20 protein-coding genes are annotated in these 25,903 nt (G+C 58.1%); 8 read left to right on the top strand and 12 right to left on the bottom strand.

Features of this window, described 5'->3' with window-relative positions; translation table 11 throughout:
* Window positions 1-22 precede the first annotated feature (22 nt).
* Window positions 23-2,320, bottom strand: coding sequence for a response regulator (locus tag Q0P59_RS06465; protein WP_295004778.1), 2,298 nt, complete (start codon window positions 2,318-2,320; stop codon window positions 23-25).
* 174 nt (window positions 2,321-2,494) lie between these two features.
* Between Q0P59_RS06465 and Q0P59_RS06460 the strand changes: the two genes are divergently transcribed.
* Both Q0P59_RS06460 and Q0P59_RS06455 read left to right on the top strand, forming a co-directional pair.
* Window positions 2,495-4,783: an ATP-binding protein gene (locus Q0P59_RS06460; RefSeq protein WP_295004776.1), complete on the top strand. Its 2,289-nt coding sequence runs from the start codon at window positions 2,495-2,497 to the stop codon at window positions 4,781-4,783.
* Between the two features lie 316 nt (window positions 4,784-5,099).
* The gene (locus tag Q0P59_RS06455; RefSeq protein ID WP_295004774.1) at window positions 5,100-6,062 is read left to right on the top strand and encodes an RtcB family protein; all 963 of its coding nucleotides are present in this window, start codon (window positions 5,100-5,102) and stop codon (window positions 6,060-6,062) included.
* Here Q0P59_RS06455 and Q0P59_RS06450 read toward each other — a convergent pair.
* The 4 genes from Q0P59_RS06450 to Q0P59_RS06435 are packed head-to-tail and all read right to left on the bottom strand — an operon-like array spanning window position 6,052 to window position 12,011.
* Window positions 6,052-6,612, bottom strand: coding sequence for an SRPBCC family protein (locus Q0P59_RS06450; protein ID WP_295004772.1), 561 nt, complete (start codon window positions 6,610-6,612; stop codon window positions 6,052-6,054). The genes Q0P59_RS06455 and Q0P59_RS06450 overlap by 11 nt on opposite strands.
* 7 nt (window positions 6,613-6,619) lie before the next feature.
* Window positions 6,620-9,709: a CusA/CzcA family heavy metal efflux RND transporter gene (locus Q0P59_RS06445; protein WP_295004770.1), complete on the bottom strand. Its 3,090-nt coding sequence runs from the start codon at window positions 9,707-9,709 to the stop codon at window positions 6,620-6,622.
* Window positions 9,706-10,833: an efflux RND transporter periplasmic adaptor subunit gene (locus Q0P59_RS06440; RefSeq protein ID WP_295004768.1), complete on the bottom strand. Its 1,128-nt coding sequence runs from the start codon at window positions 10,831-10,833 to the stop codon at window positions 9,706-9,708. Before Q0P59_RS06440 ends, Q0P59_RS06445 begins: the two co-directional genes overlap by 4 nt.
* Complete coding sequence (locus Q0P59_RS06435; RefSeq protein WP_295004766.1) at window positions 10,830-12,011, bottom strand: TolC family protein; 1,182 nt, start codon at window positions 12,009-12,011, stop codon at window positions 10,830-10,832. The genes Q0P59_RS06440 and Q0P59_RS06435 overlap by 4 nt, the downstream gene beginning before the upstream one ends.
* A gap of 124 nt (window positions 12,012-12,135) precedes the next feature.
* On the opposite strand from Q0P59_RS06435, the gene Q0P59_RS06430 reads away from it, so the two are divergent.
* Together Q0P59_RS06430 and Q0P59_RS06425 are read left to right on the top strand one after the other, a co-directional pair.
* On the top strand, window positions 12,136-12,816 hold the full coding sequence (locus Q0P59_RS06430) for a response regulator transcription factor (RefSeq protein WP_295004764.1): 681 nt from the start codon (window positions 12,136-12,138) through the stop codon (window positions 12,814-12,816).
* Entirely contained in the window at window positions 12,803-14,188 is a 1,386-nt protein-coding gene (locus Q0P59_RS06425; RefSeq protein WP_295004762.1) for a sensor histidine kinase, read from the top strand. The genes Q0P59_RS06430 and Q0P59_RS06425 overlap by 14 nt, the downstream gene beginning before the upstream one ends.
* Before the next feature lie 15 nt (window positions 14,189-14,203).
* On the opposite strand, the gene Q0P59_RS06420 is transcribed toward Q0P59_RS06425, so the two are convergent.
* On the bottom strand, window positions 14,204-14,332 hold the full coding sequence (locus Q0P59_RS06420; RefSeq protein ID WP_295004760.1) for a hypothetical protein: 129 nt from the start codon (window positions 14,330-14,332) through the stop codon (window positions 14,204-14,206).
* Between the two features lie 198 nt (window positions 14,333-14,530).
* Between Q0P59_RS06420 and Q0P59_RS06415 the strand changes: the two genes are divergently transcribed.
* The gene (locus Q0P59_RS06415; RefSeq protein WP_295004758.1) at window positions 14,531-14,911 is read left to right on the top strand and encodes a YajD family HNH nuclease; all 381 of its coding nucleotides are present in this window, start codon (window positions 14,531-14,533) and stop codon (window positions 14,909-14,911) included.
* Window positions 14,912-14,922: 11 nt separating this feature from the next.
* On the opposite strand, the gene Q0P59_RS19670 is transcribed toward Q0P59_RS06415, so the two are convergent.
* Window positions 14,923-15,150, bottom strand: a complete 228-nt coding sequence (locus Q0P59_RS19670; protein WP_366090367.1) for a helix-turn-helix transcriptional regulator — start codon at window positions 15,148-15,150, stop codon at window positions 14,923-14,925.
* Window positions 15,151-15,294: 144 nt separating this feature from the next.
* On the opposite strand from Q0P59_RS19670, the gene Q0P59_RS06410 reads away from it, so the two are divergent.
* From Q0P59_RS06410 to Q0P59_RS06400, 3 genes are all read left to right on the top strand, one after another.
* Window positions 15,295-15,720, top strand: a complete 426-nt coding sequence (locus tag Q0P59_RS06410) for a hypothetical protein (RefSeq protein ID WP_295004756.1) — start codon at window positions 15,295-15,297, stop codon at window positions 15,718-15,720.
* Between the two features lie 308 nt (window positions 15,721-16,028).
* Window positions 16,029-16,706: a restriction endonuclease gene (locus Q0P59_RS06405; protein WP_295004754.1), complete on the top strand. Its 678-nt coding sequence runs from the start codon at window positions 16,029-16,031 to the stop codon at window positions 16,704-16,706.
* A gap of 512 nt (window positions 16,707-17,218) precedes the next feature.
* Window positions 17,219-19,570 (top strand): hypothetical protein, encoded by a 2,352-nt coding sequence (locus Q0P59_RS06400; RefSeq protein WP_295004752.1) that lies wholly within the window; start codon window positions 17,219-17,221, stop codon window positions 19,568-19,570.
* Window positions 19,571-19,739: 169 nt separating this feature from the next.
* Here the strand turns inward: Q0P59_RS06400 and Q0P59_RS06395 are convergent, their stop codons facing one another.
* From Q0P59_RS06395 to Q0P59_RS06375, 5 genes are all read right to left on the bottom strand, one after another.
* A complete protein-coding gene (locus Q0P59_RS06395; RefSeq protein WP_295004750.1) occupies window positions 19,740-20,165 on the bottom strand; it encodes a hypothetical protein in 426 nt (141 codons plus the stop codon).
* Window positions 20,149-22,182 carry a hypothetical protein gene (locus Q0P59_RS06390; protein WP_295004747.1) on the bottom strand — a complete coding sequence of 678 codons (2,034 nt, stop codon included), beginning with the start codon at window positions 22,180-22,182 and terminating at the stop codon, window positions 20,149-20,151. The genes Q0P59_RS06395 and Q0P59_RS06390 overlap by 17 nt, the downstream gene beginning before the upstream one ends.
* Window positions 22,179-23,900: a hypothetical protein gene (locus tag Q0P59_RS06385; protein ID WP_295004745.1), complete on the bottom strand. Its 1,722-nt coding sequence runs from the start codon at window positions 23,898-23,900 to the stop codon at window positions 22,179-22,181. The genes Q0P59_RS06390 and Q0P59_RS06385 overlap by 4 nt, the downstream gene beginning before the upstream one ends.
* A complete protein-coding gene (locus Q0P59_RS06380; RefSeq protein ID WP_295004743.1) occupies window positions 23,893-25,155 on the bottom strand; it encodes a hypothetical protein in 1,263 nt (420 codons plus the stop codon). Before Q0P59_RS06380 ends, Q0P59_RS06385 begins: the two co-directional genes overlap by 8 nt.
* Before the next feature lie 243 nt (window positions 25,156-25,398).
* A complete protein-coding gene (locus Q0P59_RS06375) occupies window positions 25,399-25,836 on the bottom strand; it encodes a YajD family HNH nuclease (RefSeq protein ID WP_295004741.1) in 438 nt (145 codons plus the stop codon).
* Between the last annotated feature and the right edge of the window lie 67 nt (window positions 25,837-25,903).

Genomic DNA, 25,903 nt, shown 5'->3' with positions numbered 1-25,903 from the left:
TGATGCTCTGAAATGAACGCAGTTACCTGAGCCACTTCAGCAAAGTGGCGTACAGCTTATCTGGCTCTACCGGCTTGGCCACAAAATCATTCATACCCACAGCCAGGCAACGCTCACGGTCTTCGTCAAACGCATTTGCCGTCATCGCGATAATGGGTAAATTCTGTGTGGCAGGCAGTTGGCGTATGGCTCTCGTGGCATCCAGGCCATCCATCTTGGGCATTTGCATGTCCATCAAAACGGCGGCATATGTGCCTGACGGTGCTTGTCGGATTCGCTCGACTGCCTCGAGACCATTTGAAGCCACATCAACCTGCAAGCCGACATCGTCCAGGTTTTCTTGAGCGATAAGCTGGTTAATCGTCTCGTCCTCGACAAGCAATACACGAGCTCCGGAAAACTGCTCCTTGAGTGCCTTGGCAGCCTCCCCTTCATTGACTTGATTCTGGGTCGCCTCATCCTTTGATGCCTTTTTCAGGCATGCCGAAAACCAGAAGGTACTGCCTTGTCCCAGGACACTATCGACACCCGCTTCGCCATCCATCAACTCCGCGAGGCGTTTCGTTATAACCAGGCCCAAACCTGTTCCACCAAACTGACGGGAAGTCGAAGCATCTGCTTGCTGGAAGGGTGAAAAGAGCTTATTCAGCATATCAGGGGCGACACCGATGCCAGTATCCACCACCTCAAATCGAACCAAGGCAGAGTCGTCATCTTCGGTGATACGACGCGCTCTCACGGTAACAGAACCCACTTTTGTGAACTTGACTGCGTTGCTTGCCAAATTGAGCAGTGACTGTGTCACCCTGGTCAAATCACCTCGTAACGGTGGGAGGGTGTCGATTTCGTGTCTGAGCTGGATTCCTTTGGAATCGGCGGACTCCCCCAGCATCGAGCAGACATTGGCTACAAGTGCTGGAATATGGATAGCTTCATCGGCCAATTCCAGTTTGCCGGCCTCGATTTTAGAAAGGTCGAGAATATCGTTGATGATGGCAAGAAGATGTCTTCCAGCAGCTTCGATTTTGGTCAGCTTGTCAGCGGTATCTGGTGCCTGTTCCTTACGGCGCAGGATATTCGACAGACCGATGATGGCGTTCATCGGGGTCCGAATTTCATGGCTCATGTTGGCCAGGAACGAGCTCTTGGATTGATTGGCGGTTTCAGCCTGCTCTTTGGCTAATACCAGGTCCTTGGTTCTCTGCTCTACCAAAGCCTCAAGCTCGCGATTGACTCGCTGAGCCTCTTGCTCTGCCCATTTAAGCGATGCGTTATGCAGCTTCAAGGCAATAATGGCCAGCACCAGCAGGCTGCTCGAAATGGCCAGCAGAGCGAAGAAGGGTAGCTTCTGCTCCTCAAGGCGTGCAATTTCTGGAACGGGCTGGAGCAGGTGAACTGCAAACCTATGTTCCGATGCTTTTCCACTGATGAACAGGTACGGCATCTTCCGGTCGCCATCCAAATAAACAAGATTGGCCAACGCCTTCTCCGGCCGCTTCTCAATGTTCAAAGGCTTGAATTCCGAACGGAGATAGGTTTTCTCCAATACGTCTTTTGGAATGTGATTCAGATTTGCCGAGGGGAGTGTTCGAAATTCAAGACCTTTTTCCCGAGCCAGGACGATGACGCCTTGTTCATCCGTAATAAAGGCATCAATTTGCCGGGTCCAGCGTTCAAAATGGGTTAAGTCGCGTTTTACGATGACGGAGCCGGCAAATTTCCCCTCGAGCATGACTGGGGACGCAAAGTACAGGCCGGGAACCCGACTTAGCCGACCAACGACATACTGGCGACCCGCTCCCCCTTCTATCGTGTCCCGGAAATACTGACGGTCGGAATAGTTGCCACCAATAAAACTCAGGGGGGTTCCAAGATTACTGGCAGCAATACATTCACCCGCCGAATTCAGCACCCATACGACATCCGCTCTTAGATTTTTGGCGGCGATATGAAAGCGCTGGCTTAATTGCTTGAGTGAGGGAGTGCTTTCCCAGCGCTCTTTATTTTGTTCTCGCGAAGATGAAGAGGGGCGCCGACCAGGACCAAACGCCGCAAGTTCACGCCGGACCATTTCATCGTGAGCCAGAACCACAGGTATACCGGAAATAGCGGCTAAAGCATCTTCGATACTCTCGCTAAGACTTTCAAGTTGCTCCTCACCCTGCTTGAGTTGCTGCTCGTAAGCAGAGTGCAACATCTTTTCTGTGTAGGTCGAACTTGCGACCCAAGCTAACCCAGTTAGAACTGCACAAAGTGCAAAGCCCCCTAGGAATTTCTTCCTCCAGCTGTCGCCAGATAAAAAGTTGGTTTGTTTCTCCACGGTGCTTCCCCCTGCTTCTGACGAGCAGGCTAATTGTGACGGAGCCAGACTACTTGAAAATAGCATGTTAAACAACGAATGACCATGTTCCGCAGCGGGCGTCTAGCATCAGCCGAAATGGCTTTAGGATTAACATAGGCTTGCCGGCTCCCAACTTGAACAGAGGTGCATGACATGGATACGACCACCCTGCTAAGCACCAATGCACTCCTCTCGTCAGCGGCGGCGCTCATCATGTTGGTGGTCCTGCGCACACGCAAGACCTACCCGGGATTTGGTTTTTGGACAGTAAGTATCGCTTTCCTTGCTTTGGGAGCAGCGATGCTTGTCCCAGGAGCACTCCCAAAAATTTGGTTTGTGGCGGTATTACGCAATGGCTTGCTGCTCGGCGGTCTCTTACTCCTGCTACGCGGAGTGCTGGTTTTTCGCGGGTTACGTGTCAGCTACCGCTGGGATGCACTGTTTGCAATTACTTTCCTTCTCGTATTTGGCTACTACAGCTTGGACACCGCCCAGCTGACTACACGCATCGTCATCTACTGCGCACTTGCCGGCATCCTCAGTTTCATTACAGCCGTTGTCACGTTACGGAACCGAGCACCGTATTTTGGCTCGAACGACGTCATGCTGGCGTTGTGGTTGCTGATATATGGGGCGCTCAATTTTTTCCGCATCGCACATGAACTCAGTGACCCAAATGTCATTACAGCGTTCGAGGCATTAAGCGGTTTTGGCAGCTATTACGCCTTAGCCCAGATACTGACAGTGCAGTTAATGACACTGACGCTCATCAGCATGAATTCGCAACGTATCGAATACGAATACCGGGTCAGTGAATCCCACCTGCGGGAGCGCGAGGGGCAGTTACGTGCCATGGGAGACAACCTGCCAGATGGCTTCGTGTATCAGTTTGAATTGGGCGAGAACAAGCGTGGCTTCAGCTATATCAGTGCCGGGGTCGAGAAGATGCTGGGGCTGAAAGCGTCGGACCTTATGACCGATGCGCAGCCATTATTTGCCCTGATGGCACCCGAGTCATACGCCCAATATATTCAGGACGAAGCACGATGCTTTCGAGAGCAGAGCCAGTATTCAGGTGTGTTGCAATTCAACTCGGTCAGCGGCGAGAAGGTCTGGTTGCATGTGCGCTCAGCCCCGATGCAGGGGCCCAATGGCGAGCCAGTCTGGGCTGGAGTCGCAGTAGACGTTACGAAACTCAAGGAGACTGAAGCCGAACTGCAGCGTCATCGAAATCATTTGGAGGCGATGGTCGATGAACGAACCACCGCCTTGATGGACGCAAAGCAGGCTGCTGAAGCTGCCAATGTGGCCAAGGGAAGCTTCTTAGCCAACATGAGCCACGAAATCCGGACCCCCATGAATGCCGTTCTTGGACTGTCTGAACTGTTGCTCAGAAAGCACCAAGAGCCAGATACGGCAGACAAACTCGGAAAAATTCGCACTGCCGGCAAACATCTATTGGGCATCATCAACGACATCCTCGACTTCTCAAAAATCGAGGCAGGGAAGCTTCAGTTGTCGGAAGACAAGGTCGATGTTCGCGTGTTGCCGGTAAATGTATGTTCCATGGTGGCCGAGTCGGCCAGTTCCAAAGGGATTCAGCTCAAGACCGAAGTTGATTTTCTGCCACCTCACTTGCTGGGAGATAGGACGCGTCTCACGCAAGCGTTACTCAACCTCGTCAGCAATGCGGTCAAATTTACCCAAACGGGTTCGGTGACTGTACGAGCCAACAAAGTGGGAGAAGATGCCGATTCAGTCTCGATTCGTTTCGAGGTTATCGATACCGGCATCGGTATTTCCCCAGAAGCGATGAACCGACTGTTTAATCCTTTCGAACAGGCCGATTCCTCAACTGTCCGCAGCTTTGGCGGTACGGGGCTCGGCTTGGCGATTACCCGCCGCCTGGCTCAACTGATGGGTGGAGATGCTGGTGTCGAAAGCGTTCTAGGCACAGGGAGCACCTTTTGGATAATAGTGCGTTTGAAGAAGATAGACGGAGTCAACATCGATACTGCGCTTACCTCGGGCAGTGACGTCGTTGCGCAGTTGAAGGCGAACTACGTCGGCACCCGGATACTGGTGGTTGAAGACAACGAGATTAACCAGATAGTCGCCCAGGAAATTCTCGAGGATGTCGGCCTTGTTTGCGATTTAGCCAATGATGGAGAAGAGGCCGTACTAATGATTCGCACAGCTCAACCGGGAACGCATGCCTTAATCTTCATGGATATGCAGATGCCGAAAATGGACGGCTTGACGGCAACCAAGCTCATTCGACAATTGGAAACAGGTAAGGACATTCCTATTGTGGCAATGACTGCTAACGCCTTCAACGAAGATGAGGAACGCTGTATTGCAGCTGGCATGAATGACTTTGTATCGAAGCCTGTTGACCCTGACAGGCTATACAGCACGTTACTAAAGTGGCTTGAGAGATAATTTATGATTCGGTACAGCGCAATCGACGAAGCCAACGCTGATTGTCGATTTGCTAGCCATGGCCCCTTGGTAAGTTCGAGATGCAAATGAGGTCTGGGGTAACTGGATGTCGATTGATTGTCACATTGCGGTCGTTTGAAGTTAGGGTCTCTAGAGGCTGCTTAGGGTCGGTAACTGCCGTTCGCCGAGCACATTAGCTTGGCAAAGGCTTGGTGGTCGAAACTTTTTGACCAGATTTTGTTACCGTATGGCCAGCCGTATAGGGCAAAGGGTTCTGGCATGGTAACTGTTACCATGTAGTAAGAACGGTTGCGGCATGGTGGCCTGCCGGCTGTCGCTGAACGCCCGGCAGCTCGACGAAAAGGCCTTGCGCAAGGTGTTCGACCAGATCAGCCGCGACGTGCCGGTGGGCAAGGCGCAGCACGAAGACGACCAGGCGCTGGTCGCCGTGGCACGCCCGTTCGAGCCGCGCCTGAAGGCGATGACCGGGCGCCATCCGCAACTGCTCAAGGCTTTCGGCAAGTTTTCGAAGTGGGTCAATCAGCTCGGCACGCTGGGCGGCGGCAACCATTTCATCGAGGTGTGCGTCGACGAGGCGGACCAGGTCTGGGTCATGCTGCATTCCGGCAGCCGCGGCATCGGTAATGCGCTGGCCAGCTATTTCATCGAACTGGCGCGCAACGACATGACGCGCCAGCAGGTGCAGTTGCCGGACCGCGACCTGGCCTATTTCCGGGAAGGCAGCGCGCATTTCGAGGATTACGTCGGCGCCGTGCATTGGGCGCAGGAATACGCCTACGCCAACCGGGAATGCATGATGGACCTCGTGCTGGCCGGGCTGAAACGGCATCTGCCGGCCTTCGCGGTGACCGGCGAGGTGGTCAATTGCCATCACAACTATGTGGCCCGCGAGCACCACTACGGCGCCGATGTCTGGGTCACGCGCAAGGGTGCCATCCGGGCGGGGGCCGGCGACCTGGGGATCGTTCCCGGCAGCATGGGCGCGCGCAGCTACGTGGTGCGCGGCAAGGGCAATGCCGAGAGTTTCGATTCAAGCGCCCACGGCGCGGGGCGACGGATGAGCCGCAACGCGGCGGCGCGGGCCTTCACCGAGGCCGACCTGCGACGGCAGACCGAGGGCGTGGTGTGCCGCAAGGACAAGGGTGTGATCGACGAGATTCCCGGCGCCTACAAGGACATCGATGCCGTGATGGCCAACCAGCACGACCTGACCGAGATTCTGCACACCCTGAAGCAGGTCGTCTGCGTCAAGGGTTGAGGCTTCCCCGGCGGCGCAGCATTTCCCGGTCGAGGGCGTTGAATTGCTCGGCCAGCTCGTGCTGCATGAAGTTGCTGCCCAGCGACGAGGGTATCCAGCTGTCGGGTTCGATTTCGACGTGGTAGTCGATCAGCGTTCCGTGTTCCTGCGGCCGGATCTTCATCTCGCTCTGCATGCGTTTGGCTGACCCGGAGAGCGAGCGAGAGAGGATGCGCGTGTCGTCGATGACCTCGATGCGGCGCAGGCTTTCGAAGGGCATGGAGAACGGGCCGAAGCTGACCTTGCCGCGTTGCGCCACTTCATAGACGTTGCGGTGGCGGGAAACGATGCGGCTGGTGAGCACGCCGGGCATGAACTCGGCCATGTGGTCGAAATCGGTGAGCACGGCCAGGACGACGGCCGGCGGAGCGGGTGTCCTGAGATGCAGGGTGGCGACATAGAGCCCGTTGCGGTAGTCGACCTGGACATCGTCGTCGGTGATGGCCTGCCCGGGCGGCGCCAGGCAGGTCATTGCCAGCAGCATCAGCCAGCGCAGCCAGGGAGCGTTCATCGATGCCTCAATGCAGCGCGCGCGACAGCCGGGGATGCGTGGCGACGAAGTAGTACAGGGCCGGCAACACGAACAGCGTCAGCACCGTCGCCGAGATCAGGCCGCCGATGACGACCAGGGCCAGCGGGCGCTGGGTTTCCGAGCCGATGCCGTGCGACAGCGCCATCGGCAGCAGGCCGAGCATGGCGAGCAGGGCGGTCATCAGCACCGTGCGCAGGCGCGACAGGGCGCCCTGGAAAACGGCCTGGTAGTCGTCGAGCTTCTGCTGCTTGAGCTGGTTGATGTAGCTGACCATGACCACGCCGTTGAGCACCGCCTGCCCGAACAGCGCGATGAAGCCGATGGCGGCGGAGACCGACAGCGGTATGCCGGAAATGAGCAGGGCGAAGATGCCGCCGATCAGCGCGAAGGGGATGTTGCAGATGATGATCAGCGCGTCCTTGAAGGACTCGAAGGCGTCGAAGAGGAGCAGGAAGATCATCAGGATCGACAGCGGCACGACCAGCATCAGGCGCTTCATGGCGCGTTCCTGGTTCTCGAACTCGCCGGACCAGGTGATCGAGTAGCCTTCCGGCAGCTTGATCTCCTTGGCGTGTTCCTGCATGTCGGCGACGACGCTGCCCATGTCGCGGTCGCGGATGAAGACGCCGATGGCGACGACGCGCTGGCCGGATTCGCGGGCGATGTTCATGGCGCCGCTGGCCATCTTGAAATCGACCAGCGCCGACAGCGGCACCTGCGCGCCGCTCGGCGTCGGCACCAGCACGTCCTTCAGCTTGTCGAGCTGGCGCGCCGGCTCGGCCAGGCGGACGACGACGCTGAAGTGGCGGTCGCCCTCCCACAGTTCGGTGGCCGCCTTGCCGGCGAGCGCCGTTTCGACGACATCCTGCACGTCCATGACGTTCAGGCCGTAGCGGGCGGCGGCGGCGCGGTCGATCTCCAGCCGGTATTGCGGCAGGTCGCCGTCGCGGTCGATGAAGGCGCGGGCCACGCCCGGCACGTTGCCGATCTTGTCGAGCAGCTGGTTGGCATGCAGCTTCAGCGTGGCGGTATCGTCGCCGAAGAGCTTGATGACGATCTGGCCGTCGATCTGCGAAATGGATTCGAGAATCTGGTCGCGTACCGGCTGGCTGAAGGTCGGCTCGATGCCCGGCATGTCGTTCAGCCTGTCCTCCATCTCGCGCACCAGCTGGTCCTTGGTCATGCCCTTGCGCCACTGGTTGTCGGGCTTGAGGTCGACCAGCATCTCGGTCATGTTGATGTTCTTCGGATCGGTGCCGTCCTCCGGGCGGCCGCCCTTGGAAATCACCGCATTGACCTCGGGGAAGTCGGCGATGATCCGCCGCAGCTTGCGCAGCTCGCCCTTCGCCTCGTCGATGGAAACCGAGGTCGGCAGCGTGATGTTGATCCAGATCGAGCCTTCGTTCAGCTCGGGCAGGAACTCGGTGCCCAGCTGCGGCACCAGCGCGGCGGTGATCGCCAGGGCGGCGAGGGCGATGGCCAGTACGCGCTTGGCGTGGGCGAGCACCCATTTGAGCGCCGGTTCGTAGCGGTTCATGAACCAGTGCATCAGCTTGGTTTCCTCGTGCGGCACATTGTTCTTGAAGGCGATCTTGGACAGGAAGGGAACCAGGGTCAGCGACAGGATCAGCGAGGTGATCAGGGCGGCGACCACCGAGTAGGCCATCGGCGCGAAGATTTTCCCTTCGTGGCGCTGCATGGTGAAGATCGGCAGGTGGGCGACGATGATGATGATCATCGAGAACACCGTCGGCCGGCCGATTTCGACGACGGCCTCCTGGATGGTCCGGGTGTGCGGCCGGTGGTCGTCGTCGCGTTTCGCCTCGCCGAGGCGCCGGAAAATGTTCTCGATGACGATCACCGCGCCATCGACGATGATGCCGAAGTCCATGGCGCCCAGCGACAGCAGGTTGGCCGGGATGCCGACCAGCGACAGCCCGGTGAAGGTGCCGAGCAGGGCCAGCGGGATGATCGAGGCGACGATGCCGGCGGCGCGCAGGTCGGCGAGGAAGAGGTAGAGCACCAGCGTGACGAGCAGGGCGCCTTCGAGCAGGTTCATGAAGACGGTCTTCAGCGTCTTGCTGATCAGCCACGAGCGGTCGTAGAAGGGCACGATCTGCACGCCGTGCGGCAGGCCGCCGGCATTGAGCGCATCGACCTTGGCCTTCAGCGCATCGAGGACCATGGACGGGTTCTCGTCCTTGCGCAGCAGCACGATGCCGGAGACCACGTCGTCCTGGTCGCCGTTGGCGTCGCTGATGCCGACGATGCCCTGTTCCGGCACGCGCGACTCGACGACGTCGGCGATGTCGCGGACGAGGATGGGCGTGCCGTTGTTCTCGGCGACGACGACCTGGCCGATGTCGGCCGACGAGCGCAAGAGGCCGAGCGAGCGGATCAGGAACTGCTGGCGGCCCTGGGCCACCGAGCCGCCGCCGGCATTGGCGTTGGCCCGCTGCAGCGCGTTGAACAGCTGGCCGAGGGTGATCTTGTAGTCGCGCAGCTTGGGCAGGTTGGGGCGCACCTCGTACTGGCGGATCGGCCCGCCCAGCGACACCACGTCGGCAATGCCGGACACCTGCTTGATCTGGCGGACGACCGTCCAGTCCTGGATGGCGCGGATCTCGCTCGGCTTCAGACCGGGCGCTTCGAGGCGGTAGCGGAAGATTTCGCCGGTGGCGGTGGCCGGCGGCGCCAGCTCCGGCTCGACGCCGGGCGGCAGGTCGAGGCCGCGCAGGCGCTCCTGGATCAGTTGCCGGGCCATGAACAGGCTGGGCTTCTCGTCGAAGGTGACGACGATGAAGGACAGGCCGAACTGCGTGTGCGAGAACATGCGGATCGAGTTCGGTACGCCGGACAGGGCGATCTCGAGCGGAATGGTGACCTGCTTCTCGACTTCCTGCGGTGCCCGGCCGGGGTAGAGCGAGATGATCGTCACCTGGGTGTCGGTGACGTCCGGGAAGGCCTCGATCGGCAGGGAACGGAAGGAGGCGGTGCCGATGCCGACGAAGAGCAGGACGCCGAGGATGATGAACAGCGGCTGATTGAGCGCGAAATGGACGATGCGCTTGATCATTTGGCCGCCTGTTTATCGACGAGTGCGGCCGGCTTGAAGTACTTGAGCAGGTGCAGGCTGCCCTCGACGACGACCTTGTCGCCTTCCCTGACGCCCGCCGTGATGTCGATCAGGCCGTCGCGCTCGGCGCCGGCCTCGACGGCCTGGCGGCGATAGCGGCCCGGGGCTTCCTCGACGAAAACGTAGCGTTGCTTGCCGAACAGGAAAACCGCCGCCGCTGGCGCCCGCAGGGCAGCCGTCGGCTCCAGTTCGACCAGCGCATTGACGAACATCTCGCCCTTGAGGCGGCGGTCGGCGTTGGGCACCTCGCCGCGCACCTTGATGGTACGGGTCGTCGGGTCGACGAAATCGGCGACGTGGCGAATCACGCCCTTGAAGCGCTCGCCGGGATATTGCTTCGACTCGATCAGCAGCGGCTCGCCCTTCCTGAGCCGGGCGAGGTCGGCTTCGCCGGCATCGACCTGGATCCACAGGTTGGCCGGGTCGGTCACCACGAACAGCGGCGCGGCGGACTGGTCGGGGCGGAATTCCTGGCCGGGGTTGAGATTGCGTTCGACCACGGTGCCGGCCAGGGGGCTGCGCAGCGCATAGCTGCCGTCGCCTTCGCCGCCCAGTCCGGCGACCCGCCGGCCGGCCCGTTCGGCTTCGGCCCTCGCGGCGATGGCTGCGGCTTCGGCCTGTTGCCAGTCCTTTTCGGCGACGACACCGGCTTCCCGCAGCACCCGGTTGCGCTCCAGGGCCTGCGCGGCGACTTGCGCATCGGCCCGCGCCTTGCGCGCTTCGGCCAGCGCCTGCCCATAATCGGGGGAACTCAGGACAGCCAGGGCCTGGCCGATCCTGACGCCTTGCCCGACATCGACGGCGATGCTCTGCACCCGGCCGCCAACCTGCGGAAAGACGCGCACGGTCTTTTCCTCGTTCCACACCAGGCGGCCGGGGAGGCGCAGCAGGCCGCCCTTGTCCCGCTCGATGGCGGCGAGTTTCAGAAAGGTGGCCTTGTCCGGCTCGGCCAGCAGCGCGAGTTCGCCGTCGACCCTGACCGCGGCCGCCTTGGGCGTCTCGGGTTCGGCGGAACAGCCGGCCAGCGCCAGCAGCAGGGTGATGAGAAGGGGGGTCAGCTTCATGGGGTTTTCCTGAATTCGGCCTGGACCTGCCAGTCCGACAAGGCTTTGGCGTAATCGGCACGCGCGCTGGCGGCCTCGATCTGTATCTGGCGCAGGGTGCGCCGGGCGTCGAGCAGATCCATCAGGCCCATCGCGCCCTTGCCGTAGGCGAGTTCGGCCGCCCTGGCGACGCGCTCGGCGTCGGCCAGCAGGCCGCCTTCGAGCCGCTGCATGCGGTCGCGCGAGGCGAGCAGGGCGTTGCGGGCCTGGGCCACCTGGCCGATGGCGATCGCCTGCTGCTGGTCGTATTGCAGGCGGGCCGCGTTGTAGTCGGCCTCGGCGCGACCGATCTCGCCTTCGTATTCGTGCCAGACGAACAGCGGCACGCTGACGCCGACACCATAGCTGTTGGTCGGCGCATTCTGCAGGTTGCGTTCGTATTGCACGCCGACCGTGACGTCGCGGTTGCGCTTGGCGCGCGCCAGGTCGCGGTCGGCCTCGGCGGCGGCCATGCGCTTCCTGGCCGCTTCCAGGTCGGGCCGCTGGTCGAGCGGATGCGCGTTGAGGGCGAGGGTTTCGAGCTGCGGCCAGCCGTCGCTGGCGACGAGTCGTTCCGCTTCGCCGTCGCGGCCGATCAGGTAGGCCAGCGCCTGTTGCGCCACGGCCAGGTCGGCCTGGGCCTGGCGGGCGTCGGCTTCGGCGCGCGCCTGGTCGATCTGCAGGCGGGAAACGTCGACCGGCGCGAGATCGCCGGCCTTCTGGCGCAGGCGGCCGGCCTGCGTGCTCTTTTCGTAGAGGGCCGCCGATTCGCGGGCGAGAACCAGCTTTTCCTGGGCCAGGCGCAGGTTGTAGTAGGCCTGGCGCAGGTCGCCGAGCTGCTGGCGGGCGGTGTCGTCGCGCTCGAATTTCGCGGCATCGACGCGCGCTTCGGCGCCCTTGACGCGCAGGTCGCGTTTGCCGCCGCGCTCGATCAGCTGGTCCAGGCGGAACTGCGTGTCCATCTTCTTGTCCTTGAGCGGACCGCCGCCGTAACCGGACTGCGGGCTGATCGACAGGGCGTTGATGGTCAGGTCGGGGTTCGGGCGCTGGGCCGCGGTGCGGACATCGGCGGCGGCGCCGGCGACGAGGGTTTCGGCCAGCTTGAGTTCACGGCTGTGTTCGCGCCACTGGTTCTCGGCATCGGATAGCGTCAGGGGCATGCCCGGGCCAGCGAAAGCAAGGCCAGAAATGGGAAACAGGAGAATCAGTAGGCGTCGCATCGCATCAAACCAAAAGTCAGCGTGCTATCGTATGGAGCTAGCCTGACCGAATTCTGACTGATTTATGCGTATCCTTTTGATTGAAGACGACGCCCTGCTCGCCGACGGCTTGGCGCGTGCACTGCGCCATTCCGGCTATCTTGTCGACACCGCCGCGGACGGGAGAGCCGCCGACCAGCTGCTGACCAGCGACGGCTACGACCTGGCCATCCTCGACCTCGGCCTGCCCGGGCTGGATGGCAGCGAAGTCCTGCAGCGCCTGCGCGCGCGGCGGCAGCAAACCCCCGTCCTGGTCCTCTCGGCGCGGCTTGCCGTCGAGGAGCGGGTCCGCCTGCTCGACCTCGGCGCCGATGACTACGTGGTCAAGCCGGTGCGCCTGGACGAGCTGGAGGCCCGCGTCAGGGCGCTGATCCGACGCGGGCAGGGCGGTGCCGTGCCCGATCTCATGCTCGGCCGCCTGCGCCTGGATACCGTCGGCAAGCGTGCCTGGCTCGACGACTCGCCGCTCGACCTCAACGCGCGGGAATGGGCGGCGCTGGAATTCCTGGCCGGGCGCGTCAATCGCATCGTCAGCAAGGAACAGCTGATGCAGGCCCTGTACGGCTGGCAGGACGACATTTCGACCAATGCCATCGAAAAGCTGATGTCCCGGCTGCGCAGCAAGATCGAAGTGGCCGGCATCACCATCCGTACCGTGCGCGGTTTGGGCTATTTCCTCGAAAAACCCGACGATGCGGCCGCGTAGCGCCGTCAGCCTGCGCATGATGCTCATCGACCGGCTGCTGCCGGCGATGTTGCTGCTCTTGCTGCTGGGAGCGCTGGCCGCCTACTGGGTGGCCTTGCGCGCCGCAACCAAGGCCTACGACCGGGGCCTGCTGGATACCGCATTCACCATCGCCGAGCAGTTGCAGGTGGTCGATGGGCGCCTGCAGCTGCCCTTGTCGCAACAGGCGCGGGCGGTGTTGCTGACTGACAAGTTCGACCGGATTTTCTACGCCGTTCATGGCGCGGAAGGCGAGCTGCTCGACGGAAACCCGGATTTGCCCATGCCGCCCAGGGAGAACTGGCGACAGCTGGGCAGCGACGGGCGTTGGTACTACGACGGTACGCTCGACGACGAGTCGATCCGCCTTGCCGCCTATCAGCGGCGCATGGGCGATCAGCTGGTGACGATCGTCGCCGCGGAAACCCTGGTCAAGCGCCAGGAGCTGGTTCGCGACATCCTGCTCGCCATGGTGGTGCCGGAAATCCTGCTCGTCGTGGTCGCTTGCCTGGTCATCTGGTCCGGGGTCCGTTCCGGCCTGCGCCCGCTCGACGACCTGCAGTCCGAGCTGGCCGACCGTTCCCCCGCCGATCTCCGGCCGGTCACCGCCGACGTGCCGGAGGAAATGCAGCAGGTGGTGACCGAAATCAACGGCCTGTTGCGTCGCCTCGACCAGGCCCTGTCGAGCCAGCGCAATTTCGTTTCGGATGCGGCCCACCAGCTGCGGACGCCCATCGCGGCCTTGCTGGCGCAGGTCGAGGCGGCCCAGCAGGAGTCCGGCCACGCCGGCCAGGGCGCTTTATCGGGGATCCATGCGGCAGCCGGGCGCCTGGGGCATCTCGTCGAGCAGCTGTTGGCGCTGGCCCGGGCCGAGCCGAGCCTGCCGCAGACATCGGCGGTCATCCCGCTCGCCGACCTGGTCAGGTCGGTGGCCGAAAACTGGCTGCCCAAGGCCATCGCCAAAGATATCGATCTCGGATTCGAGCTTTCCCCGGCGTTGGTCGCCGGCAACGAGCTGCTGCTGCAGGAGCTGCTGGCCAACCTGCTCGACAACGCGCTGCGCCACACCCCCGTGGGCGGGGTGGTTACCGTCAGCTGCGCCCAGGAGGCGGCAATGGCCTGGTTGCGGGTGGAGGACAGCGGGCCGGGCATCGCCGAAAGCGAGAGGCCGCGCATCGGCGAGCGTTTCTATCGGCCGGCCGGTCAGACGGGCGACGGCTGCGGCCTGGGGTTGGCCATCGTGCGGGAAATCGCCCGCCAGCACCACGGCAAGCTGCAGGTCGGCGAGTCGGGCCGGCTGGGCGGCGCGATGCTGCAGGTCGATCTGCCGTCGCCAACCGTGGGTGGCAACTAGCCGCCCGGGGAGCGGCTACTCCTTCTGCTTGAGCATCGATTGCAGCGCGGCAAAGGGATTGTGCGTCGCGCCGCCGCCGCGCCCGGTGCGGGCATCGGTACGGCCGCGGTCGGCCTCGATCTGCTTCTGGTGCTCGTTGGTCATGCACCCATGAACAGAATGGTCGTGGACATCCAAAAAATATGCGCGATGCTCAGTGAATCTAGTTGAACGGTTCATGTCCATAGGTTATCTCGAAGATTGTGCTTAATATTGCAAATCAGTCCATAGATGCGCTAGCCGAAACCTGAGGTACTCTAATCCAACTCTGTATTTGATTTAATCACTTCATTGTTATTTCTAATGCGCGCTTACAAGGTTCCCGATACAGCTAAGCTTGACCGCGTGGTGCAAGAGGCGATAACTACGGCTGAGAAGCGCGCGCTGGGCTATCGAGAACAAGCGCTGAAAATCTATCCGTGGGTATGTGGCCGATGTGGGCGCGAGTTTACACGCAAAAACTTGCGTGAATTGACGGTCCATCACCGTGACCACGACCATCAGAACAATCCGGCTGATGGCAGCAATTGGGAGCTTTTATGCGTCTATTGTCACGACAATGAGCATCAACGTCACTTGGAAGCGGCGAACAGGCAATCCATGGAAAAAACCGCCAGTAGTGTTGCCTCGCATTCTCCATTCGCTGGTTTAAGAACGATGATGAATCGCAGGGATAAGCCGTAATCTTTCTTTGGCTAACCAGCCAACAGTTTCTCGGCTGCCACTACTAAATCGCTCGCTGTACAGTTCAGGGCTCGGGCCAGCTTGAGCATTGTCTGGAATGTCGGCTGCTTGTGACCATTCTCAAGTAACGAGACGTAAACACGCTCCAGGTCAGCTTCTAGGGCGAGCTTTTCCTGGCTCAATGAGGAAGCCTTCCGCCGTTCGCGTAATACTTTTCCGAATGCTTCGCCTGGTTCCACTCACCCCTCCTGAATGGAGGGTGACGTTAGGGGATGGGCATGTCTTCGTCTTTATACTAAAGTATACATTTCCGCCGGATAACTTGCGGCAACTGAATAACGTGTCAATTGAGATGACGTTCTATGGGGCACTTAGCTAGAGCTTTGGATATTCTGATTTCTGGTAGCCTAGGACGGCAGAGCGGCGCCGCTACCATCAAACAGTCGAATGGAATGAGCGATGGTCCGGTTTCGCCAGAGATGCTTTCCGGAATGGAACTAGTTCATGCGGTTTATTCTGAGGAGGGGGGATATGTGATTGGAAGCCCTACGGCGGGCTTCGCTTACTTCGTTAGCAATTCCAATACTCTTGTAGTGGTGAGCGAGAGCGATAAGAACGTACAGCGCGTTTCCCTCAATTCAATTATGACTACCCATGCGATGGAGGTAGCTCAGGAGATGGGAGCAAGCTTTATAGTTCACGGTGCGCAAGTTATTTGCAATATCTGTGGTGTCTCCCAAGCTGGCGGCTCGTATGGTGAAGCTGCATTGAGAGCGATGCTGGCTTACTCGAGGGAGCAGAACTCATAACCATTCTGCTTAGAGTGGCGGGCTCTGCTTGCGAGCACTAGTGCCTTCGTTTTCCACTGGGCCAGAGAAGCAGTCCCGTTAACTCAGCCAGACCCGCATCGTTTATTTCTCGAGCGTTGAAGCGGCTCGGCTCAACCTCTGGCAGGTCATCTTCGTTGAACCAGAGAAGAGTAACCGTCGTGTCGGTTCAAGAGTAGTGACATGCGAGTTCTCGCAACCGAGTCCTTTTGCTGACCATTTGGCTAGCAGGGAGGAGACCTAACGGAAAACTGATGTATATGTCGATAGTCGGTCCGACATGAATTTTCATGACGTATCATTACATCATGTCCGCTGACTCCATTATTTATTGCCTCGAACGGCTCTCCGACTATCGTGACTTTGAACGGCTCTGTTCGGCCTTGCTGGCTAATGCTGGCTACCCTGATATTGACCCACTGGGTGGAACAGGCGACGAAGGGCGTGATGCCATTATTCGGAGTGATGAGACTGGGCGAAAGATAGGTTTTGCCTATACAGTTCGGTCAGACTGGCGCGTCAAGCTAGCAAGCGACTGTAAACGAGTCCACGACAAGGGGCACGACCCTGATGACCTAGATGCAAGGATTTCCGCCGTCATTGCCGCAGGCTGGACCCCGGTCATATTGGTCGCCTCGGGGCGACGTGCGGATTATCTGTCTCCATACCGGTTGCCTGAAGACGGCGATGTACCGTCGGGTTTTTCCATTCGTCCACCAGAACGTAAAGAGCGCGGCCTGTATGCCACTGTGAATGGCGTGGAGGTCTATGCTGTGCCAATGAGTTCCAGCAGGTATTTGGTTTTTCCCAAAGAGTACCTACAGATACTTCGATACCAAGTGCAGCCAGGCGCAATTGGAGTAATGGTTCATGCGAAAAACGAATCTCGAGGAAAGTGCGACATTTGGGTTGATTTCGCCTGTGAGTTTTTGGCCATGCCGCCTGGAGCCGGGGATTTGCATACATGAGAGGGAATTTGTATCGACTGTGGCATCACGATACAAAGAAGCGAAGTGACAGGAAATGACGACAATCCAAGCCAGTGATGGTCAGCAGACCCCGGCAACAACGCAAGCAGCGCCAAGTGGTACTTCGCCCGAACTGACCGGCGGCCAAGGCTACAGCTTCGAGGATGCTGTTTCTTCGGTATATGCAGCAGCGCTGCTCTGCGAGACGACTGCCCCTGGCCTGCCGGGCCGCGTCGTCAGACATGTCTCCGTGCAGCAAGGTTCGTTCGGACAGCTTCGGCCACTTCGAATGGAACCATCTCTCCATCGACGACCACTTCTCCTTCTTCCCTGCGGCTCCCACGAGGGAGCCCTTCCACTCGCTGCTGCAGCAAGCACCGGACCAGGGTAGGAGACTGGTTCGTGAGGTTGCCAACCATGCCATTCGGTCATGGCGACAGCTGCATCGGCTCTCCCACGAAAAGGATGGAACACCTATCCCACTCATTATGCAGTTCCCTTGGGGCAGGCAAGTGTTCTGGGGCGACAGCCGCCTCTACTTGGGGGCACGTGGAAGCTTCGGGCCATCTTCCGTCAACTCAGGCTGGATGGCTCTTGAAGCGTGGGCGTTCCGTGAGCTTGAGAAAGGCACTCCAGTTGACGACATCCTCAAGGCAGTCTTGGAAGGGCACAGGTCCGTAGGTGCCCTCGCTGTTGCCGCTGCCATCGCCCTGGAGGCGCAACGCACGTCAGCAATTACTCTGCCCATCGCGACGAATCAACGGCTTTGGCACTGGGATATTCGGCGCCAGGTGCAGGACATGACGCAGACAGCGAACCTTATCGGGTTTATCAAGCCGCAGGATATACCTCACGGCTTGGCGGTGAAGGAAGGCAACGAACGGCCGGTTCGCCGCGCAGACATCCGCTCGCTCGCTACTCTCATGGTGCTCAGGGGAGGTGAGCTAGGGGCACAAGCTGCTGCGGCTATCCGAGGCTTCTCGGGGGACCTGCCCTTTGACTACGCTGAGCAACGTAAAAGCGCTGAAGTGCGTTCGGACCTCGCCAGAACGGCAGAGATATGGGCGGAGCTTGGCAAGCCAGAGAACTATCGTGCGGAGCTTAGCCCGGATGAATCCAAGGTTGTCATCTCCCATGAGAATCCCAAGGCGACAGGTGAGGACATTCAGACGATACAAGCCCGGCACAGCGAGATGGGGCGCTATCTCACTCTTCTAAACTGGGCCTACTCCTACTTTGATGACGGAATGCTTAAGGAGTCACTTACGCTCGAAGCTGCTGCAAGAGCGGCAAAGGAGCTCGACTTCGAAGACCTTTTCGCCACCGGACATGAACACACGGAGCTGGCACACCATCGGCAATCGGCTGTTGCTGGTGTAGCTGCAATCCTCTTGCTTGAGAAGGCTGAAGCGCACCTGGAATGGGCAGGTGAAGTGTGCGCTCGTGCTGCGCAGACGCCTGAGGTGCCGCAACCGTTTTTCACCCGCAGCGTGAAGCTCATGCACCATCCTGTGCTCTACGCCACCAAGGGGATGGGCGCATTGTTTGCGGTTGCTGATGACGACGAGGACGTCAAGCCGCTGCAGTTTTTCCTCTCTGAGCTGTGCGCCCATCCCTACGAGGAAATCGCAATTGCGGCATTCGGTGCCTTGCTGGGTGCTTGGCCGCGGTATCCGGATATCGCGTGGGCAGCGATGCGGTTGGCTACGGAGCTAGCGCTCTTCGAGGTGCAGTATGGTCCAGAAGGAGGCGCAGAGGAACGACACTACGAGCGAATCCAGAGGGTCGTCACCGAGGAACTTCAACGTCTTCAAGATGGAGCGCCTGTGGCTGGCCCCCTACCCACGTGGCCTGAGCCCTGGGTGCTGGTTACTGACGGCGAGGCTGTTCAAGCTCGCAGGCGACGTGGTCGCACTGTCGATGCCGAGTGGCGGGTCAACCCTGTGCACGTGGACACCTCATTTCTCGAGAAGGTTCTGCAGGTCATCCCCATAGAAGGCTCATTGGCGGACCAAGCGCACGCCGCGCTACTCCTAGACTGGTGTGAGGGCTTGGCCAAGTGGACCATTGAGCGAATCGCACCTGATTGGGCGAGAAGCCGGCGAGACCTTGATGATACTTACGGCCCAGATTACTTCGAGTGGCGTAGTCATCTCTACCGATTCCTGGCGCGGGTCTCGCTGAAACTGCCCGTAGAGGAAGGCACACGGCGATTCCTCCAACCGGCCATGGCCACCAACGACGAGACCTTCGCTAGCCTCGGTGAGTGGTTTACAGGGCATCTGATTGCCCAGGTGATGGACAGCCCAGAGATTCCCCAGAACGCTCTGCAGTTACTCTCTGTCGTCGCGCAGCGCGTTCTGGCCTATGGGGACTGGCGCCACGCTGGTCACGGCGGGCACTCGGAGCAGGACTTCGTCGACATCGTGAAGCACCTGTTCTTCGCCGACCTCGGGTATGCAGGTGGGGCAGTTCGCTTTGCGAATCGAAACTGGGCCGAAGTTGGAGCTGTGATTCCAATTTTCGAGCCGATACTGCGCGCCCACGGGGCTGTTACTTTCGTTGCTCGCGCATGGATGAACCTCTGCGAAAGCAGCTTCGAGCACTACCCAGTTCAGCACTTCGTCGACAACCTTGAGCACCTTCTGGTCGGAGAAGGAACTCCTCCGGGATGGCGCAATACTCAGTTGCCAGGGCGGCTGTCGGGGCTGATTCAGCGCTTCAGTGAGCGTCAACAACCCATGCCTTTGGCGATGGCGCAGAAGCTCTTGAGAGCACTAGACAGACTCGTGGACATGGGCGATAGGCGCGCGGCGGCTGTGCAGCTTAGTGAGGTCTTTCGCTCCGTTCGCGTCACGCGCTGAGGGCGCTACTGCTCAGGGCACCACGCTTTCTGCGTTAGTGATTTAGGCTCACCTACCTTGGCGAAGATAGTATTCCATTGAACAGAGCCGCGTGGCACCAAGCGGAAAAAGAAGCGAGGCGAGAGCGGAAAAGGCGCCGCTAATAGGCCATACACAATGCAAAATGCCATCAGCGACATATTGGGGATGGGGGTGGCTTAAACTCCTCAAGACGAAGCCTCAACATCTTAACCTCCTCCGAAAGCTCGACCACGCGTCTGTTTGCACTGGCAATTTGGGATAAAGCCGCGTCACGCTGACGGATAACGTCAGCCAGTTGGTCCCGCTGCTTCTGCCTAATCGCTCGCTGTTTGAGCAGCGTCTGACGTTTCGATGGGAGTTCATCCTTGTGTAGCTCAACGTAAGCTTGAATTTCGCGCACCAGGGATGGAAACCGAGACTTTCGCAATGCCGATGGGTCACACCCCGCTTCCTTGGCCACGTTGTTCTGACTGACCGGCGTATTTCTTACCAGTACCTGCGGTTCATTGGCTTTTAGGCGCTCAAAGGCCTGGTGAAAGCGTTGTTCCGCGGTAAGTTCAACTTCTGACAACATTTAGGAAATTCTCCAATCCCTGACGTTCCATAAGCAAGGCGTTATGCCGAGGACTGCCCGGAGGTAAGCGTTCAAGGGCTTGATTAACACGTTCCAGGTCCGTCTCGATGGTTGGTGTCTTTGCGCGGTCGTACAGTACATCAGCGCAAGGTTTCTTGCCGTCGCCACCCGCACAGCGGGATACTGATTCGATTCCGCCATAGCTACAAAGAGTCCGGCTTGTACAGGCGCCAAGCCGCGTCTCCCGGTAATGCACTTCTCCACGTCGCGCTGCCCTAGCCAGAGCCTTGGCGTCTTTATCACCTATAAGATTCACGACGATGGCTTGCTTCTGGTCGGCAGAATGAGGGGATACGAAACGCTCGCCCATTGCAGCAAGCATTGATTTGGCCATGACTTCATACATAGCCGTGGTAACCAAACCTTCGACTTCTTCGTTAAGGTGCAGCTTGGTGTACCCCCGGCCATAGTAGAGCGGCATTAGTCGTGACGAATGCTTCATCAAAAACTGCATGGAAGAGTCTGAAAGCATGCCCGAGGCAAACATATTGACTGCTCCCGTGCGGCGAAGTTGGTGCCAAGCCAAGGGCCAGACCTTTCCAACTACAAACTCATCCTCTGGGAGATTTGGCGTTAGCATGCGCGCCACCTTGAGGTCAGCTTCGGTGATTGTGAGTTCCTGGAGGTCGAATAGCTTGGGGAACATCTTATTGACCACTGCCTGATAGTCACTCACCGGTCTGTTGAGTGAGTAATGCTGTGTCTTTGGTTTAGGGGACCAGGGCTCGAATGACTTTATGAATAAATAGGGATTGTCAAGTTCATCGGCGGTCGACGAAATCCAAGGATGAACCCTGATACAGCGCATTCGTAGATAAGTCACATGGCTCATAGCCTCGATGGCTATCTGAACGCTCGGACTGGTTGGCCAACGTGCGTCGCTATCTTGAATAGTCTTTGTGGTCTCCCCACAAATGATGGGAATTTGACCAAATTTTTCGTCAATTTCGAACCGTAGGCAATCTGCTCGAAGTGTAGCGACTTCTTCAACGCGTTGCAGCGAGAAGTTTGCGATATATGCCAATCCAACCCATTGAATCAGAGTTAGGTATGAGCTTAACTTTCGTAAATCAATCCGGTTGTCACAGCCATCCAACCACTTCCCTAGCAGCTCATGGATTTCAAATCGTTTAGCTGTTATTTGAAATGGGCCGTAAAACAACCCTGCGGTCATACGCGCTGCGTTTGAGGCCGTAAACGGTTGCCGACTTTGAATAAGTTTGGTTGTCAGTGCATTGGGAAGAGAGCCGCTGTTGTGCGCATAGGCATCCAAGCAAAAATTAAAGCAATCCTCAATAGACTGGCGATGCTTAAGGTAATCATCCAAGCATTCTCGTAAGCGAGTAACCTGATATGTCCAGATGCGTGGCGGGATATATGCTGTTTGTACAGACATATGGTCAGGACATGCTAGCGCGAGTCGTTGTAGACCTTCGGTGTCGAACAAGAGAAATCCAAGCTTTTCTCGAGCATCCAGGAGTCTATGCAAACGAGTGATTGTGGTGCTGTAAGCGCTTGGTGCAATTATGCTGGGAACCTGTTCAAGCACCTTCGGAAAGCGCATCAAATTACTAGCCAATATCCCATTTTTGCTGCATAACGCAACGATGGGCCGAATGCTTTGAAAAGCTTGGACCAAGTTGCTCACCGTATTTACAGATGGATGTCCCCACAGGAACCACGTGACGATAAAGCGAAGTAAGTCGGCATTTGCCGGGTCTATAGACATAGCTGCCTTTACCGGACCATCGCCAAAATTGAGTGAGACCGGTTTCCCTGCAATATGGCTGAAGTCCCATTTATGGTCTCCCCAGCGGGAAATGACACGACCGCTCCTATCTTCGCTGACGACCCAGTCTCTTGCTGGAGGCCAACAGGACGGACGGTAACAACGGGAGAGGGGGGTTATCCAGTCCACATTTAACCCAAACCCAAGCTCTTCCAAGGCAACAGTCATGAAGCCCGCCCTTCCTCGTCCTCAATCAAACGCACCCAATCGGGGTGATAGTTGCCTTCTTCTATGCGGGCCAAGGTCTCTTCGACCCAGCCTTTACGAAGTTCGTTGGATTGCCGGAACCATCCAAGTTTGTCGCTAAGGCGATTTACCGCGTGCTCTGCCGGATGTTTTTCTGCCCCAATTTCCGGGGCGCGGTACTTGCTCAGTTCTATTATTTTGAGATGTCGAAAACAGCCTAGCGACCAGACGTAGTCCTGCGTATCAATGTCGCGGTGATGTTCGCACCATAGGCACCCTGAGGCCCGAATACAATCCGGCGTAGGCGCATCATTGGGTATGTTTTTCACCGGTGCAGGGGTTCCGTTGCATTCCCCTGGAGCGACAGGAGTGGTGCGGACCAAAGCTGGGTCTGACTGAGCCCAGAAACGCATTATTTCGCCCATGGCACGTTGAAGACTGGGCTCTTCATACACGGTGAGCAATGTTTCCTTGGTGTGTTGCGCCATCTCCGCCGTAAGGTCCGGGTCCCCACTTCTACGCAGTAGCCAGTTAATCCTGGTTTTCCGTAGAACCGAAGGTGCTATATACGAAAGTCCGAGCTTTTTGCATGTTGTTCGAATTCTGCTGAAAGGAGTTGCCCTCGTAGCACTTCGGCTTTGAGTTACGAAAGGAAATAGTCGCTCATCTTCGGGGAATATCTCTCGGCGCCAGTCCAAGTAGCGTTCGAAATGGGCCCGATACTCCTTGTATATTTCAAAAAGAACCTCACCGCCCCGTCGACTTTTTCGGTCCTTAACTTTGTAACCGTCAATATCTGATGAAAAAAAGAAATTTCGTAGCTTTAGTTTGTAGGCCTGCCCCAAATTCATGCCGGTCTGCCCAATAAACATCAGCAATTCCGCTTCGACCCGAAGATTGGTTAGGGGGTAGCGTGTGCGTAGTGTCCGGTCATTGGCATGGGCGGCCCGAGTTTTATCCGATACTCTTGCATTGTTACGCCGACTTTCGGTATCCCGCTTGGCAGATATTCTGGTATCCGCCGGTTTTAGTTTTGACCATTCTTCCAAGACATTGCCACTGCGAAGAGTTATGACAACCGGTAAGGGTCCCCATATCGCACTAATCGAAAGGTTGTCGCAAATATCCTGAAGCATGTGTCCAAATGAAAACGTCCACTCAAGGTTTTGCTTGTCGGCTTTCACACCATGCACGGTCTTGCACTTCGGAGGTTTGTCTAACCGTGACAATTGAATCAATGGTGTGGAACGCAGTAATACCAAGTCCAGAATGCCGCTGACTCGCAGGGCTTCGGTGTATGCCGAATTTTTAGTGATGTCTTTGACAACTCGTACCCTGCGCAAAAGAGCATCCGTCCAGTGCAGGTAGGTTGCAGCCACAGTCTCAAGTGTCAGAGGATGATTCGCATCCTCGGCCCATGCAAAGAATGCACGCAAGTTATCGAGAGTGCTGGCTTGAGTTGTCTTGCTGCCACCACCGACCAGTTTGCCTGTAATGGACTCATGCAGCGACTGAACCAGTTTAAGTCGCTCGAACTGAGGAACGCCTAGCTCGCCCGTTCTGACTAATGCTGCTACTTTTCCGACATTTGCCGCAGCGCCTCCTCGGTAAAGCAATGGCTTGAGGTCCCATGGCGTCTCCCTTCGGCCAAGTTTAACCATGGGAAATGTCAGGTCAGGGAGTTGCCAGCCTTCAGGCATGAATGGCGTTCCAATTTCTGCCGCTTAGTCCCGTAAAAGCTTTGGTGAATGCCTCTGCGGCTTCGGCCTTTCCTTTGGATACTCCAATAAAACGAACATAACCAAAGGTTATCGACTCGTGCTTGTGCAGCATTGCACCTTTGACCAGTTCAATAGCATTGGCCTCTGTGGTAACACTCAATGCGAGGCGCATCAGCCATGTGCCGTAAGTAGCGCGCGTTTGATGGAACTTGAATCGCTCCATGAACTTTAGTCCTGCGCTAACTGCAGACCGACGCAAGTTGGTCATGAGCCGACCAATCGAGCCTTGCGTGTAAGGAGCGCCGTATTTCGTCAAGAATAATATCGAGCGATGCCTCCGGGAGGCCTTGCTTTCCCGAAGCAACCGATGCGGAGAGTAAGCATAGGCTTTGAGTGCGGCGAGCAGAAAATCTGGAATCAGAAGGTCTCCCTCGACATCGAACTTGGTAGCAACCCCAGTGCCCGGACCTATGCGAAGGAGGAAAAAACCTTTCATGAAAGGGTCGGGCAATGCCCGCTCAAGATTGCCAATACTTAGAGTTGTGATGGTTCCAATGCGAGCACCGGTAAAGAATCCGGTGAGGAGCATTAGGTGGAGTTCATCCAACCCCTCATTGGAGGTAAACCACAGTAATTGCTCCATATGTTCGGTACGCAATGGAGTTAAGCCATCCTCGAGTGTAATGCCAGGCCGGCTCCTATTCGGAATGGCAAGGTCTGTAGTTGCCCGTACCATGGCACGTTTGAATCCTGTAGCGTCATAGAATGGAATGACGACGGACCTATCCGTCCACATTGGAGATTCGAGCCTTACGAAGCCATGTGCGTCGGCATGGCGATAGAATTGGATGGTCGCCGCCATGCGTGCTCGAGCAGTGCTGGAGGCTAAGCTGCCGTGGTTTATTTGCTCGATGAGGTGGCCGCGGAAAAGCACGATAGCTCGGTCGGCAAGCCGCACGGGGAAATGCCTCCAATCAAGCGCTTTCTCTTCAAGGAAACGGGCATAGGCATATAGATGCTTCATGAGCGCCTTCACCGTCTCTATGTCAGTTTTGAGCGACGTCGCCTTTTCTAACGCCCAGTGGTTGGCTTCGGCCCATCCTTCGCCGTTTTTCCAGAATAGTTGAGGCAACCGTGGAATAGGACGCGACAGCCTATCGGATTCCCATGTCAGCGAACAGTCATCAATGACTTCTCTGAGGGGCTTGAAATCAATGTACTCAAGGTTGGCCATCGCAGCGTCTCAAAACGTGGCGCCAACCATTACAGTTGGGGGCATTACTGCTTACCACCGCTCAGAATGGCCTTGCATTGCGCAAGATGGCGTTGCACGTCCTCGGGACAGGAAAGCACTAGGTCGGGCGGCGGTGTAAGGCCAAGCGCCCTGGCAACATTGGACACGTAGGGACGCCGATGTCCTACTAAGCGGCTAACTGCTTCAGCAATCGCGTCCTTCCCGACTTGTCGAATAAGCCAGTCAAGAACACTTTGGTCGCGTGCGGTCTCGACCAACACGCCTACGGGCTGCTGCCCTTCGACGTGCGTCGTCTGCCCTGCTGGGCAGCCTTCCGAACTGCCTGTTGTATCCATCAATGCTCACTCCCGATGTCGTGCATGTCCACAATATAAAACACGAGGGGTGTATGTCCACATATTCCTGTTCGTGGGTGTCGTGGCAGTAGAGGCATAGCAGTTCCCAGTTGCTGCCGTCCGCCGGGTTGTTGTCGTGGTTGTGGTCGCGGTGATGCACGGTCAGTTCGCGCAGGTTGGCGTGGGTGAATTCGCGGGCGCAACGGCCGCAGATCCACGGGTAAATCTTGAGCGCCTTTTCGCGGTAGCCCTCGGCGCGGGCATCTGCCGCCTTGCGGGCGTCGAGGACGATCTGGTCGAGGCGGCTGTGGTCGATCTGTTTCATGGCAATCTCCGATGGTTACCCGATTCTACGCCGCAAGCCCTAGAATTCCCTTTTTCCTCTCCGGCGC

It is taken from the genome of uncultured Dechloromonas sp. (genome assembly GCF_945957265.1).
Taxonomy (GTDB): domain Bacteria; phylum Pseudomonadota; class Gammaproteobacteria; order Burkholderiales; family Rhodocyclaceae; genus Azonexus.
Note: the sequence above shows the minus strand (reverse complement) of the source record. Positions and strands in the feature narration are given on the sequence as shown.

Excerpts from the sequence above, each read along its gene's own strand:
- Q0P59_RS06455 (WP_295004774.1), top strand. The coding sequence starts at position 5,100 with ATGGTGGCCTGCCGGCTGTCGCTGAACGCCCGGCAGCTCGACGAAAAG.
- Q0P59_RS06460 (WP_295004776.1), top strand. The coding sequence starts at position 2,495 with ATGGATACGACCACCCTGCTAAGCACCAATGCACTCCTCTCGTCAGCG.
- Q0P59_RS06420 (WP_295004760.1), bottom strand. The coding sequence starts at position 14,332 with ATGACCAACGAGCACCAGAAGCAGATCGAGGCCGACCGCGGCCGTACC.
- Q0P59_RS06390 (WP_295004747.1), bottom strand. The coding sequence starts at position 22,182 with ATGACTGTTGCCTTGGAAGAGCTTGGGTTTGGGTTAAATGTGGACTGG.
- Q0P59_RS06380 (WP_295004743.1), bottom strand. The coding sequence starts at position 25,155 with ATGGCCAACCTTGAGTACATTGATTTCAAGCCCCTCAGAGAAGTCATT.
- Q0P59_RS06445 (WP_295004770.1), bottom strand. The coding sequence starts at position 9,709 with ATGATCAAGCGCATCGTCCATTTCGCGCTCAATCAGCCGCTGTTCATC.
- Q0P59_RS06375 (WP_295004741.1), bottom strand. The coding sequence starts at position 25,836 with ATGAAACAGATCGACCACAGCCGCCTCGACCAGATCGTCCTCGACGCC.
- Q0P59_RS06435 (WP_295004766.1), bottom strand. The coding sequence starts at position 12,011 with ATGCCCCTGACGCTATCCGATGCCGAGAACCAGTGGCGCGAACACAGC.
- Q0P59_RS06450 (WP_295004772.1), bottom strand. The coding sequence starts at position 6,612 with ATGAACGCTCCCTGGCTGCGCTGGCTGATGCTGCTGGCAATGACCTGC.
- Q0P59_RS06415 (WP_295004758.1), top strand. The coding sequence starts at position 14,531 with ATGCGCGCTTACAAGGTTCCCGATACAGCTAAGCTTGACCGCGTGGTG.
- Q0P59_RS06385 (WP_295004745.1), bottom strand. The coding sequence starts at position 23,900 with ATGCCTGAAGGCTGGCAACTCCCTGACCTGACATTTCCCATGGTTAAA.
- Q0P59_RS06425 (WP_295004762.1), top strand. The coding sequence starts at position 12,803 with ATGCGGCCGCGTAGCGCCGTCAGCCTGCGCATGATGCTCATCGACCGG.
- Q0P59_RS06440 (WP_295004768.1), bottom strand. The coding sequence starts at position 10,833 with ATGAAGCTGACCCCCCTTCTCATCACCCTGCTGCTGGCGCTGGCCGGC.
- Q0P59_RS06405 (WP_295004754.1), top strand. The coding sequence starts at position 16,029 with ATGACGTATCATTACATCATGTCCGCTGACTCCATTATTTATTGCCTC.
- Q0P59_RS06395 (WP_295004750.1), bottom strand. The coding sequence starts at position 20,165 with ATGTTGTCAGAAGTTGAACTTACCGCGGAACAACGCTTTCACCAGGCC.
- Q0P59_RS06430 (WP_295004764.1), top strand. The coding sequence starts at position 12,136 with ATGCGTATCCTTTTGATTGAAGACGACGCCCTGCTCGCCGACGGCTTG.